The sequence below is a fragment of the Pseudomonas sp. KK18 genome (genome assembly GCF_037094675.1).
GTDB lineage: Bacteria > Pseudomonadota > Gammaproteobacteria > Pseudomonadales > Pseudomonadaceae > Aquipseudomonas.
In genome coordinates this window covers 3609809-3626061 of sequence record NZ_CP146605.1, presented here as the reverse complement: position 1 = coordinate 3626061, position 16253 = coordinate 3609809, and the positions used below count along the sequence as shown (strand labels likewise).

General features: G+C 62.1%; 13 protein-coding genes. 9 read left to right on the top strand and 4 right to left on the bottom strand.

Annotation, left to right across the window (positions count from 1 at the left end; all coding sequences use genetic code 11):
- The first annotated feature begins 120 nt into the window (after nucleotides 1–120).
- Together V6607_RS16540 and V6607_RS16535 are read left to right on the top strand one after the other, a co-directional pair.
- Nucleotides 121–1233: a porin gene (locus tag V6607_RS16540; protein WP_102369092.1), complete on the top strand. Its 1113-nt coding sequence runs from the start codon at nucleotides 121–123 to the stop codon at nucleotides 1231–1233.
- A 139-nt stretch (nucleotides 1234–1372) separates the two neighbouring features.
- The gene (locus V6607_RS16535; protein WP_008433330.1) at nucleotides 1373–2314 is read left to right on the top strand and encodes a cupin; all 942 of its coding nucleotides are present in this window, start codon (nucleotides 1373–1375) and stop codon (nucleotides 2312–2314) included.
- Here V6607_RS16535 and V6607_RS16530 read toward each other — a convergent pair.
- From V6607_RS16530 to V6607_RS16520, 3 genes are read right to left on the bottom strand one after another with little or no spacing between them, the layout of a single operon-like run.
- Nucleotides 2307–3212, bottom strand: coding sequence for a LysR family transcriptional regulator (locus V6607_RS16530; RefSeq protein ID WP_134326636.1), 906 nt, complete (start codon nucleotides 3210–3212; stop codon nucleotides 2307–2309). The genes V6607_RS16535 and V6607_RS16530 overlap by 8 nt on opposite strands.
- A 34-nt stretch (nucleotides 3213–3246) precedes the next feature.
- Nucleotides 3247–3969 carry a FadR/GntR family transcriptional regulator gene (locus tag V6607_RS16525; protein WP_003217775.1) on the bottom strand — a complete coding sequence of 241 codons (723 nt, stop codon included), beginning with the start codon at nucleotides 3967–3969 and terminating at the stop codon, nucleotides 3247–3249.
- Between the two features lie 56 nt (nucleotides 3970–4025).
- The gene (locus V6607_RS16520; RefSeq protein WP_008433338.1) at nucleotides 4026–5762 is read right to left on the bottom strand and encodes an IlvD/Edd family dehydratase; all 1737 of its coding nucleotides are present in this window, start codon (nucleotides 5760–5762) and stop codon (nucleotides 4026–4028) included.
- A gap of 192 nt (nucleotides 5763–5954) precedes the next feature.
- On the opposite strand from V6607_RS16520, the gene V6607_RS16515 reads away from it, so the two are divergent.
- The 5 genes from V6607_RS16515 to V6607_RS16495 are packed head-to-tail and all read left to right on the top strand — an operon-like array spanning nucleotide 5955 to nucleotide 11851.
- Entirely contained in the window at nucleotides 5955–7277 is a 1323-nt protein-coding gene (locus V6607_RS16515) for an MFS transporter (RefSeq protein ID WP_087693837.1), read from the top strand.
- 21 nt (nucleotides 7278–7298) lie between these two features.
- Nucleotides 7299–8291 carry an AraD1 family protein gene (gene araD1, locus V6607_RS16510; RefSeq protein ID WP_134326635.1) on the top strand — a complete coding sequence of 331 codons (993 nt, stop codon included), beginning with the start codon at nucleotides 7299–7301 and terminating at the stop codon, nucleotides 8289–8291.
- 11 nt (nucleotides 8292–8302) lie between these two features.
- Entirely contained in the window at nucleotides 8303–9883 is a 1581-nt protein-coding gene (locus V6607_RS16505; RefSeq protein WP_008433344.1) for an aldehyde dehydrogenase (NADP(+)), read from the top strand.
- Nucleotides 9884–9922: 39 nt separating this feature from the next.
- Nucleotides 9923–10798, top strand: coding sequence for an SMP-30/gluconolactonase/LRE family protein (locus V6607_RS16500; protein ID WP_134326634.1), 876 nt, complete (start codon nucleotides 9923–9925; stop codon nucleotides 10796–10798).
- Nucleotides 10799–10846: 48 nt separating this feature from the next.
- Nucleotides 10847–11851 carry a substrate-binding domain-containing protein gene (locus V6607_RS16495; protein ID WP_087693833.1) on the top strand — a complete coding sequence of 335 codons (1005 nt, stop codon included), beginning with the start codon at nucleotides 10847–10849 and terminating at the stop codon, nucleotides 11849–11851.
- 154 nt (nucleotides 11852–12005) lie between these two features.
- On the opposite strand, the gene V6607_RS16490 is transcribed toward V6607_RS16495, so the two are convergent.
- The gene (locus V6607_RS16490) at nucleotides 12006–13154 is read right to left on the bottom strand and encodes an aldose epimerase family protein (RefSeq protein ID WP_338743966.1); all 1149 of its coding nucleotides are present in this window, start codon (nucleotides 13152–13154) and stop codon (nucleotides 12006–12008) included.
- 128 nt (nucleotides 13155–13282) lie between these two features.
- On the opposite strand from V6607_RS16490, the gene V6607_RS16485 reads away from it, so the two are divergent.
- Together V6607_RS16485 and treS are read left to right on the top strand one after the other, a co-directional pair.
- A complete protein-coding gene (locus tag V6607_RS16485) occupies nucleotides 13283–14065 on the top strand; it encodes an SDR family oxidoreductase (RefSeq protein ID WP_003217767.1) in 783 nt (260 codons plus the stop codon).
- 122 nt (nucleotides 14066–14187) lie between these two features.
- Entirely contained in the window at nucleotides 14188–16239 is a 2052-nt protein-coding gene (gene treS / locus V6607_RS16480) for a maltose alpha-D-glucosyltransferase (RefSeq protein ID WP_008433350.1), read from the top strand.
- Nucleotides 16240–16253 lie beyond the last annotated feature (14 nt).

The window sequence follows — 16253 nt, the reverse complement described above, 5'->3', positions numbered from 1 at the left end:
ATAAAAATATCCAGGCTTTAGCGTCACCTACCTCTTGAACGTCTGCGCCATTGCCTGGTGGCGCAGCGGGAGCTTTCACCGATGAATTTCTCTGTTCGTCCAACTGGACAAGGCTTTTGCGTGCGTCATCGTTTTATCCTGGCGTGCTTCCTGGCGCTGTGCAGCGTGCAGCCAGCCATGGCCATCGATCTGATCAAGACCGACAGCGATCGGTTGGAGCTGCACGCCCAGGGCATTTTCGCGTCAAACGACAAGGTCTACATCCAGGGCCGTCACACCGGCAGCATCGGCCACCGCATCAACATGATCTACACCCACCAGCTCGACTCGCAGTGGGCCGTGGGCATGCGTCAGGAATGGGCCTACGACCCGTTCTACTACGACGGCACCGCCGCCCAGACCAAGCGTTTCCAGTATGTGTTCGTGCGCAATGCGCGCTGGGGGCAACTGAGCTACGGTCAGCAAAAGTCCCTGACCTTCGACATGGTGGGTTCGATCACCGACTGGTATTTGGGCTACGGCACTAAAGGGCAGGGCACGTTCAATGGGTATGGCGGCAACCAGTTGCTGGGCTTCTCCCGGCCGAACAAAACCCTGTATTACCGGGTAAGAAGCGACGATTTCGAATTTGGCGTGATGTATGGCCTGGGCACCGGCCCGGTACACAACTCCGTCAACCCCAGCAGCGTGGGCGCCGGCAAATTCGTCGACAGCTCCCGCAATGCGCTGTACCAGGTGGGTACTGTCTGGCGCCCGGCGGATCATTGGTCATTGCGCCTGGCCTACGGCTACACCGAAATGAGCGAGCGTTCACTGGACGGCCACGCTCAACTCAACACCCGGCACCCGAATGTCGAAGGCTGGTTGTCGGGGGTGACCTACACCAATGCGCCCTGGTATCACGCGGTGGTTTACGGCGAGTACCGCAACCTGAATGCATCAGCGCCCACCGCCAGTGGTTATCGCGAGGCTAAGGCACTGGAGTCTTACAGCAGCTATTCGTTTCCGGAAATGGGCGAGCTGGGATTCTTCAAGGCGTATGGCGGGATCAACCTGTTCTCGGACAAGAACAGCTCAGGGCGCAGCGGCTACTCGGTGGCCGGTTTTGCCCTGATCACCTTGCATGACACTTTGGCGATTGGCCTGGAGAGGAAGTTCGATATGGCCAGGAACAAGCAAGGCGACTATACGGGGCAGGATGAGTATGAGTTGGTCGCCAAGTACTACTTTTAACAATTTACCTGCCCCTGGTCGCACAACTGCTGTGCGACTTGGGGGATTAATCCACTGCCGTACAGTGCCTATAGTTCTCTCACCGTCGCAACGTCCTACGGGCCGTTGCGAAATCCAGTCGTAGATTGAGGTGATCATAATGAATAGCGAATTCAAGCCTGACGTGGCCGATACCCAACCGCAGCACCTGCTCGATGCCGAATACTTTGAATACAGCAAAGCCGCCAATCCCATCAGCGCCAACCTGATCACGCGCATTCCCTATCACAGCTTCCCGGCCTCGCTGTACGACAGTGGGCCCTCTCGGGTAGTGCCGCTGGACCTCAGCGATGCCTTGGGTTGCGAAGGTCCGGCCACCGGTCCGGGGCTGTGTGCGAACTTCATTCGCCTGAACGCCGGCGATACGCTGGAACTGCACCCCAACGCCACCTCACAGGTGTTTTATGTCATCGCCGGGCAGGGCAGTGTGGTTCAGGGCGCGCACCGCATCGACTGGACCAAAGGCTGCTTCATTGCGCTGCCAGGTCTGCAGCAAGCGCGGTTCAGCGCATCAGAGGATGCGCGCCTGTATTACGTCCACGATGAGCCGCTGTTGCGTTACCTGGGCGTGATCCGCAGTGCCGATCGCTTCGTGCCGACGCTGTATCCCGCGGAGCTGGCCAACGCAAAACTGCGCGAAGCGGCCGATGATCCCCGCGCCCAGGACCGTAGCCGTATCAGCATCCTGCTGGGCAATCGCAACTTCCCGCAGACTCGCACCGTGACCCATGTGCTGTGGGCGATGTACGGCATCCTGCCGCCGGGGTCGATTCAGAAGCCCCACCGACACCAGTCGATTGCGCTGGATTTCATCATTGATTGCCCCAAAGGCTGCTATTCGCTGGTGGGCACCGAACTAGACGCCGATGGGCAGATCCGCAACCCGGTGCGGGTCGACTGGTCGCCGGGCCTGGCGTTCGTCACCCCGCCAGGTTACTGGCATGCCCACTTCAATGAGTCCGACACGGAAGCCTTCCTGATTCCGATCCAGGATGCGGGGCTGCAAACCTATCTGCGGTCGCTGGATATCCGCTTCAGCTGAGACGTTTCCAGTGCGGTGTTTCGCCCAGTTGCTCGACGATAAAGTCGATGAAGCACCGCACTTTGGAAGACACGATGCGCTTGGGTGGATAAACGAACCAAACCGCCGATTCACGGCCTGCGATGCGGATATCCCACTCAGGCAACCACACCAGCAACTCGCCGGTTTCAATGGGTTTGGCTACCAGCCAGTCGGGCAGCAAGGCAAATCCCAGGCCCTGTTGTGCGGCGATCAATTGTGCGTCCAGGTCGTTGATCCGGATGCTGTCTTTATGCACCAGCGGTGACACCTCACGCCCGTTGGCAAATGCGCTGTCAGCCGCTCCCAGGATCGCCGGCATGGCAGCCAGGTCGGCAGGGTTGACCGGCGCCGGATACTCCCGGCAAAACGCCGGGCTGGCCACCAGCCGGTAGCGCTCATCGCAGATCTTGCGTGCCTTCAACGTGGAATCCGCCAGGGTGCCAATGCGGATCGCCAGGTCCGCGCCGGCATGAATCAGGTTGACGTGGCTGTCGTCCAGCACCAGTTCCAGCTTGATCTGCGGGTAGCGGGCCAGGAAGGCATTCAAGGTGGGAAGGACATGGTGGCGGGCAAAGGCGGGCGGCAGGTTGAGCTTGAGCACGCCCCGTGGTTGTTCGTTCAGCGCGGAGGTGGCCGCCTTGGCTTGTTCCAGCTCGTCCAGCACCCGGCGTGCGTGCGTCAGGAATGTCTGGCCACCCTCGGTCAGGTGCAGCGTACGGGTAGAGCGGTTGAACAAGGCGATGCCGAGGTCCTGTTCAAGGTCCTTCACGTAACGGGAAACCGTGGAGGCCTTGATGCCAAGCCGGTCGGCGGCGCGGGAGAAGTTATTGCCCTCGGCGGCTTCGACAAAGGCGGTTAACGCAGCGAAGTAATCCAAGGGCGGCCTCGACTTGACGGTGGGTTGCCTGGCGCTACAGCGGCGTCAGCACGTTCATCACGGTGTCCAGCGCCACCCGGGTATCGTCCAGTTGCACCAGGGAGGCATGCCGCGCGCCGAGGGCGTCACGGTTCTTGATCGCGGTGAGGATCGCTTTGTGCCGGGGCAGGCTGAGGCCCTGGATGTCGGGGCGACGGTTGGTGATGTTGATGGACTCGCGAAGTGGCAGCGACAGCATATTGCACATGTAGGCCAGCAAGTCGTTGCGGGTCGCATCGGCAATCGCCCGGTGGAAGTCCAGGTCGGCCTGCAGCAACGTTTCGTGGGTATTGGCGGTTTCCATGCCGAGGTAGGCTTTTTCGATGGTGGCGATGTCGGCGTCGGTGGCGGTGGTCGCGGCCATCGCGGCGATTTCCGGCTCGAGGATCCGGCGCACACCGGCCAGGGTGTTGAAAAACTCGCTGTGGGGTGTCGACTGCATCAGCCAGGTCAGCACGTCCGGGTCCAGCAGGTGCCACTGCACCCGTGGGCGCACCACGGCGCCAACCTTGGGCTTGGAAATCACCAGGCCCTTGGCGCTGAGCACCCGGGTCGCCTCACGCAATACCGAGCGGCTGACCTTGTACTCCTCGCACAAGGTGGCCTCCATGGGCAACCGTTCTTCCGGCTTGAAGCGCCCGGAAACGATGTGCATGCCCAAGTCCTGGACGATTTGGGCGTGCATGCTCTTGCGCGGCTTGGTCGGCTGCTGATCCATAACAGGGAGGCTACTCTGGCGAAATACGCGGCATCATAGCATTGCTCCCGTCCCAATTAGTGGGAATGACGCGGCACTTCGGCGCCACGGCAGCCCACCAGGAAGTCGAAGTCGCAGCCCTGGTCTGCCTGTAATACGTGGTCGATGTACAGCTGCCGGTAACCCCCGACAATCAGCTGCTCGGGCGGCGCAAGGTCGGCCATGCGGGCCGCCAGTTCGGCGTCCGGAATGTCCAGGTGCAGGCGGCCATTGGCGCAATCGAGTTCGATCCAGTCGCCTTCCTTGACCGTGGCCAACGGGCCGCCGGCCGCCGCTTCCGGCGCCACGTGCAACACCACGGTGCCGTAGGCCGTGCCGCTCATGCGCGCATCGGAAATCCGCACCATGTCGGTCACGCCCTGGGCCAGCAGTTTGGCCGGCAAGCCCATGTTGCCGACTTCCGCCATGCCCGGATAACCCTTGGGCCCGCAGTTTTTCATCACCAGGATCGAGTTGGCATCCACGTCCAGTTCCGGGTCGTTGATCCGTGCCTTGTACATGTCGAAGTTCTCGAACACCACGGCACGCCCGCGATGCTGCATCAGTTCGGCACTGGCAGCCGAAGGCTTGAGGACTGCACCCAGTGGTGCGAGGTTGCCCCGCAGCACACAAATGCCGCCGTCGGCGCGGATCGGGTTGTCGAGGGTGCGGATCACTTCGTCCTGGCCGTAGATCGGTGCTTCGCGGGTGTTTTCGCCGAGGGACTTGCCGTTGACGGTCAAGGCATTCGGGTGCGGGATCAGGTTGGCCTCACCGAGGCGGCGCAGCACCGCCGGCAGGCCGCCAGCGTAGTAGAACTCCTCCATCAGGAAGCGCCCGGACGGCTGCAGGTCGACGATGGTCGGCATGCCACGGCCCATGCGGGTCCAGTCGTCCAGGTCGAGCTCGACGCCGATGCGCCCGGCGATGGCTTTCAGGTGAATCACCGCGTTGGTCGAGCCGCCGATGGCTGCGTTCACACGAATCGCGTTTTCGAAAGCCTCCTTGGTCAGGATCTTCGACAGCTTCAGGTCTTCACGCACCATCTCCACCGCACGCATGCCGGACATGTGCGCCAGTACATAACGCCGCGCATCCACCGCGGGAATCGCCGCGTTGTGGGGCAGGGAAGTGCCGAGTGCTTCGGCCATGCAGGCCATGGTCGAGGCGGTGCCCATGGTGTTGCAGGTGCCCGCCGAGCGGGACATGCCGCCTTCGGCCGCGAGGAAATCGTCGAGGGTAATGGTGCCCGCCTTGACCTGTTCGCTGAGCTGCCACACCACGGTGCCCGAGCCGATGTCCTGGCCCTTGTGCTTGCCGTTGAGCATCGGCCCGCCGGTGACGACGATCGCCGGCACGTCGCAACTGGCGGCGCCCATCAGCAGCGCCGGGGTGGTCTTGTCACAGCCGGTCAGCAGCACCACGCCGTCGATGGGGTTGCCGCGAATGGCTTCCTCCACGTCCATGCTGGCCAGGTTACGGGTGAGCATCGCGGTGGGGCGCAGGTTCGATTCGCCGTTGGAGAACACCGGAAATTCCACCGGAAAGCCACCGGCTTCGATCACGCCGCGTTTCACATGCTCGGCAATCTGGCGGAAGTGCGCGTTGCAGGGCGTCAGCTCCGACCAGGTATTGCAGATCCCGATGATCGGTTTGCCGTGAAACTGATGATCGGCAATCCCCTGGTTTTTCATCCAGCTGCGGTACATGAAGCCGTTTTTATCGGCGGTACCAAACCAGCTGGCGGAGCGCAGGACGGGCTTTTTTTCGGACATGGCTGACTCTCTTATTGTAAGACTATATTGATCCATTCTCGGCTTAACATAGGCGTAAATTCGGGTGTTTGGAAGTGTTGTTGATTAAATAGTATTACTATATAGTCCGATTCAACGAGGCCTGGCCCTGGCGGTTTTCCGCGAGAGGCAACCCGAAACGCTCTATAAAAATAACAATCGGAGACCGCTCACATGAGCCAGGAACAGCGGCTGATACGTCGCATCACGCTGAAACTGATTCCCTTTCTGATCCTGCTGTACCTGATTGCCTACGTGGATCGCTCGGCCGTGGGCTTCGCCAAATTGCACATGGGCGCGGATGTCGGCATCGGCGATGCGGCGTATGGACTGGGAGCAGGGCTGTTCTTTATTGGCTACTTCCTGCTGGAAATCCCCAGCAACCTGATGCTCGACCGTTTCGGCGCGCGGCGCTGGTTCGCACGAATCATGGTGACCTGGGGCGCGATTACCATCGGCATGGCATTCGTCCAGGGCCCCCACAGTTTCTATGTGATGCGCTTTCTGCTGGGCGCCGCCGAAGCCGGGTTCTTCCCGGGTGTCCTCTACTACATCACCCAATGGTTCCCGGTGAGGCACCGCGGCAAGATCCTCGGGCTGTTCATCCTGTCCCAACCCATCGCCATGATGATCACCGGCCCCGTGGCGGGCGGCTTGCTCGGCATGGACGGGATACTCGGCCTGCACGGCTGGCAGTGGTTGTTCATCGTCATCGGCACCCCAGCGATCCTGCTGACCTGGCCGGTGCTGCGCTACCTGCCGGATGGGCCGCAACAGGTGAAATGGATGGACCAGGCGGAGAAGGCCTGGCTCACCGGCGAGCTGGCCAAAGACCTGCAAGCCTACGGCCAGACCCGGCACGGCAACCCGCTGCATGCGCTGAAGGACAAACGCGTGTTGCTGCTGGCGCTGTTCTACCTGCCGGTGACCTTGAGCATTTATGGCCTGGGCCTGTGGCTGCCGACCTTGATCAAGCAGTTTGGCGGCAGCGACCTGACCACCGGGTTTGTGTCGGCAGTGCCCTACATCTTCGGGATCATCGGTTTGCTGATCGTCCCGCGCAGTTCCGATCGCCTGAATGATCGCTACGGTCATCTTGCCGTGCTCTACGTGTTGGGCGCCATCGGCCTGTTCCTCAGCGCCTGGCTGACAGTGCCGCTGTGGCAACTGGCAGCGCTGTGCCTGGTGGCGTTTGCGCTGTTTTCTTGCACGGCGGTGTTCTGGACCTTGCCGGGACGTTTCTTTGCCGGCGCGAGTGCAGCGGCGGGCATCGCCTTGATCAACTCGGTGGGCAACCTCGGCGGCTACATCGGGCCGTTCGTGATCGGCGCCCTCAAGGAGTACACCGGCAACCTTGCGTCGGGCTTGTACTTCCTGGCGTGCGTGATGCTGTTCGGGGTGGTGTTGACCGGGGTGGTCTATCGGTTGCTGGAGCGCAGGCACGTGCTGCCGCCCGATCAGTTCGCCGCCAGCGCCCGTGGCGCCACGCGTACTTAATTGGCAATCAGGAGAACACTCATGGGGTTAGTGCAGTTTGAATTGAACAACGGCGAACGCCGAGTGGGCGTGGTCGACGGCGATCAGGTACGCGAGGTGCGGGCCGCCCGCACGGTACGCGACCTGGCACTCGCCGCCATCGAGGCTGGCGTCACCCTGCAACAGCACATAGACCACCTCGGCCTGGCCGAGAGCCACGACTACGCCAGACTGCTGGCCGCGCAGAAGATCTTGCCACCGCTGGATCACCCGGACCCGGCCCACACGCTGGTCAGCGGTACCGGCCTGACCCACCTGGGCAGTGCGTCGGCGCGGGACAAGATGCACCAGAACGCCAGTGACGAAAGCGCGATGACCGACAGCATGCGCATCTTCAAATGGGGCGTGGAGGGCGGCAAACCGGCTGCTGGCCAGGCCGGTGTGCAGCCGGAATGGTTCTACAAGGGCGACGGCAGCATCGTGGTGCGTCCGGGCCAGCCATTCCCGTGGCCAGCGTTTGCCGAAGACGCCGGCGAAGAGCCGGAAATCGCCGGGCTGTATGTGATTGGTCACGACGGCAAGCCGTATCGCCTGGGCTACGCGGTGGGCAACGAGTTTTCCGACCACGTGATGGAGCGCAAGAATTACCTGTACCTGGCCCACTCCAAGCTGCGCAGTTGCAGCTATGGTCCCGAGTTGCGCCTGGGTGAACTGCCCCGGCACCTGGCGGGCACCAGCCGTATCGTGCGCAATGGCGAGGTGTTGTGGCAGCACGAATTCCTCAGTGGCGAAGCCAACATGTGCCACAGCCTCGAAAACCTTGAATACCACCATTTCAAATACACCCAGTTCCTGCGCCCAGGTGACGTGCATATCCATTTCTTCGGCACCGCCACCTTGTCGTTTGCCGACGGCATTCGTACCCAGCCAGGCGATGTGTTTGAAATCAGCCAGGCCGAATTCGGCGCGCCATTGATCAACGGCATTGCCGTGGCCAACAGCGGCGTGGCACCTGGCGGCATAGGCACCCTTTGAAGGAGACAGGTATGACCCGGATTTGTGGCCACAACTACATCGGCGGCCAGCGCAGCGCTGCCGGCAGCATCACCCTGCAGAGCATCGACGCCACCAGTGGCGAGGCATTGCCCTTTGATTTCTACCAGGCCACCGCGCAGGAGGTCGACGCCGCGGCCAACGCCGCCGCTCAGGCTTACCCGGCTTATCGCAGCCTGAGCGCGCAGCATCGTGCGTCGTTCCTGGAGGCGATAGCCGATGAACTGGACGCCCTGGGCGATGACTTTGTCGCTCTGGTCTGCCGCGAAACGGCGTTGCCCGCCGGGCGTATCCAGGGTGAGCGCGGTCGTACCAGCGGCCAGATGCGGTTGTTCGCCAAGGTACTGCGGCGCGGTGATTTCTACGGCGCGCGGATCGACCAGGCGCTGCCGGATCGTCAGCCCTTGCCGCGCCCGGATCTGCGCCAATACCGCATCGGCCTGGGGCCGGTCGCGGTGTTTGGGGCGAGCAATTTCCCCCTGGCCTTTTCCACTGCCGGTGGCGACACCGCCGCCGCGCTGGCGGCCGGTTGCCCGGTGGTGTTCAAGGCCCACAGCGGCCACATGGCCACCGCCGAGCGGGTCGCCGATGCGATCATGCGGGCGGCCGAGCGCACAGGTATGCCCGGCGGCGTGTTCAACATGATCTTCGGCGGCGGTGTGGGGGAAGCGCTGGTCAAGCACCCGGCGATCCAGGCCGTGGGTTTCACCGGCTCGCTCAAAGGCGGCCGGGCGTTGTGCGATATGGCGGCGGCACGCCCGCAACCGATCCCGGTGTTCGCCGAGATGTCCAGCATCAACCCGGTGATCGTCTTGCCCCAGGCCCTGCAAACCCGGGCAGACACCATCGCCCGCGACCTGGTCGCCTCGGTGGTGCAGGGGTGCGGCCAGTTCTGCACGAACCCGGGGCTGGTGATCGGGATTGCCTCGCCAGCGTTCACAGGCTTCACCCAACAGGTCGCCCAACTGATCGGCGGCCAGCCCGCGCAAACCATGCTCAATGCCGGCACCTTGAACAGCTACGGCAAAGGCCTGCACACGCTGCTGGCCCATCCTCGCATCGAGCACCTGGCGGGCCAGACGCAAACCGGCAATCAGGCGCAGCCACAGCTGTTCAAAGCGGACGCCAGCCTGCTGATCAACGGCGATGAAGTGCTGCAGGAGGAAGTGTTCGGCCCCACCACGGTGTTCGTGGAAGTCGCCGACCAGGCCCAACTCGCTGCGGCGTTGCACGGCCTGCACGGCCAATTGACCGCGACGATCATCGGCGAGCCGGCGGATTTCACCCAGTTCGGCGAGTTGACGCCGCTGCTGGAGCAAAAGGTTGGCCGCATCCTGCTCAACGGCTACCCCACGGGCGTCGAGGTGTGTGACGCGATGGTCCATGGCGGGCCGTATCCGGCGACTTCGGATGCCCGTGGCACTTCCGTGGGCACCCTGGCGATCGAGCGTTTCCTGCGACCTGTGTGCTTTCAGAATTACCCTGATAGCCTGCTCCCCGACGCGCTGAAGAATGCCAACCCGTTGCGCATTCAGCGTCTGGTAGATGGGCAGCCGTCGCGCGACGCGCTGTAACCGGTACCACCTGAAAACAACAAGAAAGCAGGAGGTTTCATGTCGTGGACCGCAGTCACACCGCACCGGGCTCGGCTGGGCGAAGGGCCGTTCTGGGATGTACCGGGCCAGGCCTTGTATTGGGTGGACATCATCGGCCAGCAGGCCTTGCGCCTGCAGGGCAGGCAATTGCACACCTGGCAATTGCCTGAGCCGGTCTCGGCGTTTATTCCGTGCGCCAGCGGCGATGCACTGGTGACCCTGAGCAGCGGCGTGTATCGCCTCGACCTCGATTCGACGCCGAGCGATCCACGCCTGACCTTGCTTTGCGTCGCCGATCCGCAACCGGGCAACCGTGCCAACGAAGCCCGCTGCGACGCCCAGGGCCGGCTGTGGCTGGGCACCATGCAGAACAACATCGGCGAGCACGGTGAAGACTTGCCGGTGCTGCGACGTTCCGGCGGCCTGTTCCGGGTCGATACCGACGGGCAGGTCACGCCGTTGCTGCAAGGCTTGGGCATTCCCAACACCTTGCTGTGGAACGACGCCGCCACCCACGTGCATTTCGGCGACAGCCTGGACGGCACGCTCTATCAATATCCGATTAATGAACAGGGCCAGCTCGCACCTGCGCAAGTCTGGTTCGGGCCTCACTCCCGGGGTGGCCCGGACGGCTCGGCCATGGACGCCGAAGGCTATATCTGGAACGCCCGCTGGGACGGCAGCTGCCTGCTGCGGCTGACGCCGGACGGTGAAGTTGACCGGGTCATCGAATTGCCGGTCAGCCGTCCCACCAGTTGCGTGTTCGCAGGCCCCGACCTCAAGACCTTGTACATCACCAGTGCCGCCAGCCCGCTGGATCACCCGCTGGACGGTGCGGTGCTGGCCATTGAGGTCGATGTGCCGGGGAAAACCTGCCACCGCTTTGCAGGATAACCAACAGGCTGTTTAACGCACTCAAAAACAACAACAAGGAGTCACCCTATGAATCGTCGTCGTGGTATCCGTTCCCTGTGCTGCGCCGCTGTGGCGGTGTCCGCCGTCGGCCTGAGCAGCCTGTTGCTGGCGGCCGAGCCGGTGAAGATCGGCTTTCTGGTCAAGCAGGCGGAAGAGCCTTGGTTCCAGACCGAATGGGCCTTCGCCGAAAAGGCCGGCAAGGACAAGGGCTTCGAGGTGATCAAGATCGCCGTGCCCGACGGCGAGAAAACCCTCTCGGCCATCGACAGCCTGGCGGCCAACGGTGCCAAGGGTTTTGTGATTTGCCCGCCGGACGTGTCCCTCGGCCCGGCGATCATGGCCAAGGCCAAAGCCAACGGCTTGAAAGTGATCGCCGTGGATGACCGTTTTGTGGACGCCAAGGGCAACTTCATGGAAGACGTGCCTTACCTGGGCATGGCCGCGTTTGAAGTGGGCGAGAAGCAGGGCAGTGCCATGGCCACTGAAGCGAAAAAACGTGGCTGGGACTGGAAGGACACCTATGCGGTGATCAACACCTACAACGAACTCGATACCGGCAAAAAGCGCACTGATGGCTCGGTCAAATCCCTGAAGGCCGCGGGCATTCCGGATGATCACATCCTGTACGCAGCCCTCAAGACCCTCGACGTCCCCGGCAGCATGGACGCCACCAACTCGGCGCTGGTCAAGCTGCCCGGCGGCGCGAAAAACCTGATCATCGGCGGCATGAATGACAACACCGTGCTTGGCGGCGTGCGCGCCACCGAAAGCGCCGGGTTTGCGGCGGCGAATGTCATCGGCATCGGCATCAACGGCACCGATGCCATTGGCGAATTGAAGAAAGCCAACAGCGGCTTCTTCGGCTCGATGCTGCCCAGCCCGCACATCGAGGGCTACAACACCGCGAGCATGATGTTCGAGTGGGTCACTACGGGTAAGGAGCCGCCGAAGTACACGGCCATGGATGAGGTGACGCTGATCACCCGCGAGAACTTCAAGCAGGAGCTGCAAAAGATCGGTTTGTGGAACTGATGGCCGCTGACGTTTCCCGGCAGCCCTGCTAACGCCGGTACTGTGGGAGCTGTCGAGCTTCAGCGAGGCTGTGATAGCGGTGGGTCAGGCACCTTGGATATTGATAGTGCCGACGTCATCGCAGCCTCGCCAAAGCTCGACAGCTCCCACAAGTTTAGTCAGCAGAGAATTTCAGCACGGTATTCTGCGTGTAGGTCTGGCCAGGATCGAGACGGGTAGAGGGGAAGCTCGGCTGGTTGGGGCCGTCGGGAAAATGCTGGGTTTCCAGGGTGAACGCACTCCAGTGGGCGTAAGGCTTGCCACCCTTGCCCTTGATCGTCCCGTCGAGGAAGTTGCCGGTATAGAACTGCACGCCAGGCTCGCTGGTATACAGCTGCAAGCGGCGACCGGACTGCGGGTCACGAACGTCGGCGACCAGTTTGCCGATATCACCCTTGGCATCCAGCACCCAGTTGAAGTCAAAGCCACCTTGTTTAGGTTCGGCGAATTTCAGCTGGGGATGATCGTCCTTGATGTGCTGGCCGATGGCAGTGGGCTTGAGAAAGTCCATCGGCGTACCGGCGACCGGGGCCAGTTCGCCGATGGGAATCAGGGTGCTGTTGACCGGGGTGTAATGGCTGGCATGCAGGGTGGCGACTTGCTTGAGCACATCACCGCTGCCGGCGCCGGCGAGGTTGAAGTAACTGTGGTTGGTGAGGTTGAGCACCGTGGGTTTGTCGGTGGTGGCCTTGTAGTCGATGTGCAGTTCGTTCTTGTCGTTGAGGCTATAGGTGACATCGACTTTCAGGTTGCCGGGGAAACCCATCTCGCCGTCCTTGGACAGGTAGCTCAGGGTCACGCCCACCGAATCGTCCTGCTTGACCGGCTGGGCTTTCCACACATGCTTGTCGAAACCTTGCGGGCCGCCGTGCAGCGAGTTCGGCCCGTCGTTGAGGGGCACTTGATAGCGTTTGCCGTCCAGTTCAAAGCTGCCCTTGTCCAGGCGGTTGCCAAAACGGCCGATGGTCGCGCCGAAGAACGCGGTACCGGCCTGGTAGCCCTGGACGTCATCGAAGCCCAGCACCACGTCGGCGAACTGGCCGTGTTTGTCGGGTACTTTCAGCGACTGCAAGACCGCGCCATAGGTGATGACCGTGGCTTGTACGCCATGGCTGTTACGCAATACATACTGCTCGACGGCGGTGCCGTCATTGGTTTTGCCGAAGGGTTTGTGTTCGCTGGACAAGCCAGCCGCCTGAGCGCCCAGGCTGGCCACCGCCAGGGAGAGGCCAAGGCCGGTAAGCAGGAATCGGGATTGCCGCATGACTGAGCTACCTTTATTGTTGTTAATTAAATAGTTCTACTATTTATTCGGCTGCAGGGCTGATTTATAGCCAATATCGCAAAACATGCAATATAAAATAAGACTAAATACAGCGGAGTGACTGCCCCATGAACACTGAAAAACAGCCCGGCGCGCAGGCGATGTACCCGGACCTGCGGGATAAAACCGTGCTGATCTCCGGCGGTGCTTCCGGGATAGGCGAGGCCATGGTGCGTGCCTTCGCACGCCAGGGGGCCAAGGTAGCCTTCGTGGACCGGGCGCAAGGGCAGGGCGACCGATTGGCGGCGATATTGTCGGCCGAGGGCCATGCCGTTGAATTCGCCCATTGCGATATCACCGACGAGATCGCGTACAAGGCCGCGATAGCGTGCCTGGCGCAGAGCCTTGGACCGATCGACGTGCTGGTGAACAATGCCGCCAACGACGTTCGGCACACCCTGGATGAAATCGACTCGGAGCGGTTCGACCAACTGATTTCGGTCAACCTGAAGCACGGGTTTTTCGCGGCCCGGGCCGTGGTGCCGATGATGAAGGCCGCAGGCGGTGGGTCGATCATCAACCTGGGTTCCATCGGCTGGATGATGGCTTCCAGCGGCTACCCGGTATACGCCGCCAGCAAAGCCGCCGCCCACGGCATGACCCGGGCCCTGGCGCGGGAGCTTGGGCCCAGCCGTATCAGGGTCAATACGCTGGTGCCGGGCTGGGTGATGACCGAGAAACAACTGGCGATGTGGGTGGATGACGCGGCCCGGGAGTTGATCGCCCGCAGCCAGTGCCTGCCGGGCAGTGTGGAGCCGGAACATATCGCCAATATGGCGCTGTTCCTGGCCTCTGATGTATCGGCGATGTGTACCGCACAGAACTTCATTGTGGACGGTGGGTGGGTCTAGGCCGGGGAAGGGTCGCCATCCCGAATGCAACGAATCGCCGCCCGGGGCCTCATACAGTAACGAACGGTGGCTCATATGCAGCCACCGCAACCGACTACTTCATGGGTGCAGGTGATTGATTTATGACGGACGCCGATAAGAAACATGTGGCCTGGCTGGTGGAACAATCGATGCTGCATGCCGCCAAGCAGCGCGCCAGGCTTTATTCGGGGCAAGGCCGGTTGTGGCAACAGCCATATGCCCATACCCGGCCCCGTGATGCTTCAGCCCTGGCATCGGTGTGGTTCACGGCCTATCCGGCGTCCATCGTCACCCGCGAGAACGGCAGCGTACTGGAGGCCCTGGGGGATGAAACCTTGTGGCACGCGCTGTCGAAAATCGGCATCCAGGGCATCCATAACGGCCCGTTGAAACGCTCGGGCGGTCTATCCGGTACCGAGCACACTCCCACCATTGACGGCAATTTTGACCGCATCAGCTTCGACATCGACCCGCAACTGGGCACCGAAGCCCAGCTTCAGGCGCTGGCTCGCATGGCCGCCGCGCACAACGCGGTGATCATTGACGATGTGATCCCGTCCCACACCGGCAAGGGCGCAGACTTCCGCCTGGCCGAGATGGCCTACGAAGACTATCCCGGGCTCTACCACATGGTGGAGATCCGCGAAGAAGACTGGCCGCTGCTGCCCGATATCAGCGAGGGCCGCGATGCGCAGAACCTCAGCCCGCAGCAGGTCGACGTGCTCAGGGACAAGCACTACATCGTCGGCCAGTTGCAACGGGTGATCTTCTTCGAGCCCGGGGTCAAGGAAACCGACTGGAGCGCGACCGATGTGGTCATCGGCGTGGACGGCAAGCCCCGCCGCTGGGTGTACCTGCATTACTTCAAGGAAGGGCAGCCGTCGCTGAACTGGCTGGACCCGACCTTCGCCGCGCAGCAGATGATCATCGGCGACGCCCTGCACGCCATCGACGTAATGGGGGCGAAAATCCTGCGCCTGGACGCCAACGGTTTCCTTGGCGTGGAACGAAAACTGGAAGGTAACGCCTGGTCTGAAAGCCATCCGCTGTCCATCACCGGCAACCAGATCCTGGGCGGCGCGATTCGCAAGGCGGGCGGTTTCAGCTTCCAGGAACTGAACCTGACGGTGGACGACATCGCCGCCATGTCCCACGGCGGCGCCGACCTGTCCTACGACTTCATCACGCGCCCGGCTTACCAGCACGCGTTATTGATGGGCGACACCGAATTCCTGCGCCTGATGCTGCGGGAGATGCACACCCTGGGCATCGACCCCGGCTCGCTGATCCACGCCTTGCAGAACCATGACGAGCTGACCCTGGAACTTGTGCACTTCTGGACGTTGCACGCCCATGACACCTACCTCTATCAGGGGCAGACCTTTCCCGGCGGCATCCTGCGCGAGCATATCCGTGAGCAGATGTACGAACGCCTGGCTGGCGAACACGCGCCGTATAACCTGAAGTTCGTGACCAATGGCGTGTCCTGCACCACCGCCAGCATCATCACGGCGGCGCTGGGCATTCGCGACCTTGAGGCGATTACCCCGGCGGATATCCAGCAGATCCGCCAGATTCACCTGCTGCTGGTGATGTACAACGCGATGCAACCGGGGGTGTTTGCACTGTCCGGCTGGGACCTGGTGGGCGCATTGCCGTTACCGGCGCAGGAGGTGGCCCACTTGATGCTGGATGGCGACACACGCTGGATCCATCGCGGCGCCTATGACCTGGTGGACCTGAATCCGGATGCGGAGCAATCCGCCGGGCAGATGCCACGCCCGAAAACCTTGTATGGCAGCCTGATCAGCCAGTTGGCCGACCCGGATTCATTTGCCTCGCAACTGCAAAGAATCCTCGCGGTGCGCCGAGCCTACGACATCGCCGCCAGCCGCCAGATCCTGGTGCCGGATGTGCAGCACCCGGGGCTGTTGATCATGGTGCACGAGCTGCCGGCGGGCAAAGGTACTCAGATCACGGCGCTGAACTTCGGCTCGACGCCGATTACGGAAACCCTGCACCTGCCCGATATTGCGCCCGGGCCGGTGGTGGACATCATCAATGAGCGGGTGGAGGGCGATCTGACACCCGAGGGTGATTTCACCATCACCCTGGATGCGTATGAAGGCTTGGCGCTGCGGGTAGTGATCTGACCCACTGATCCACT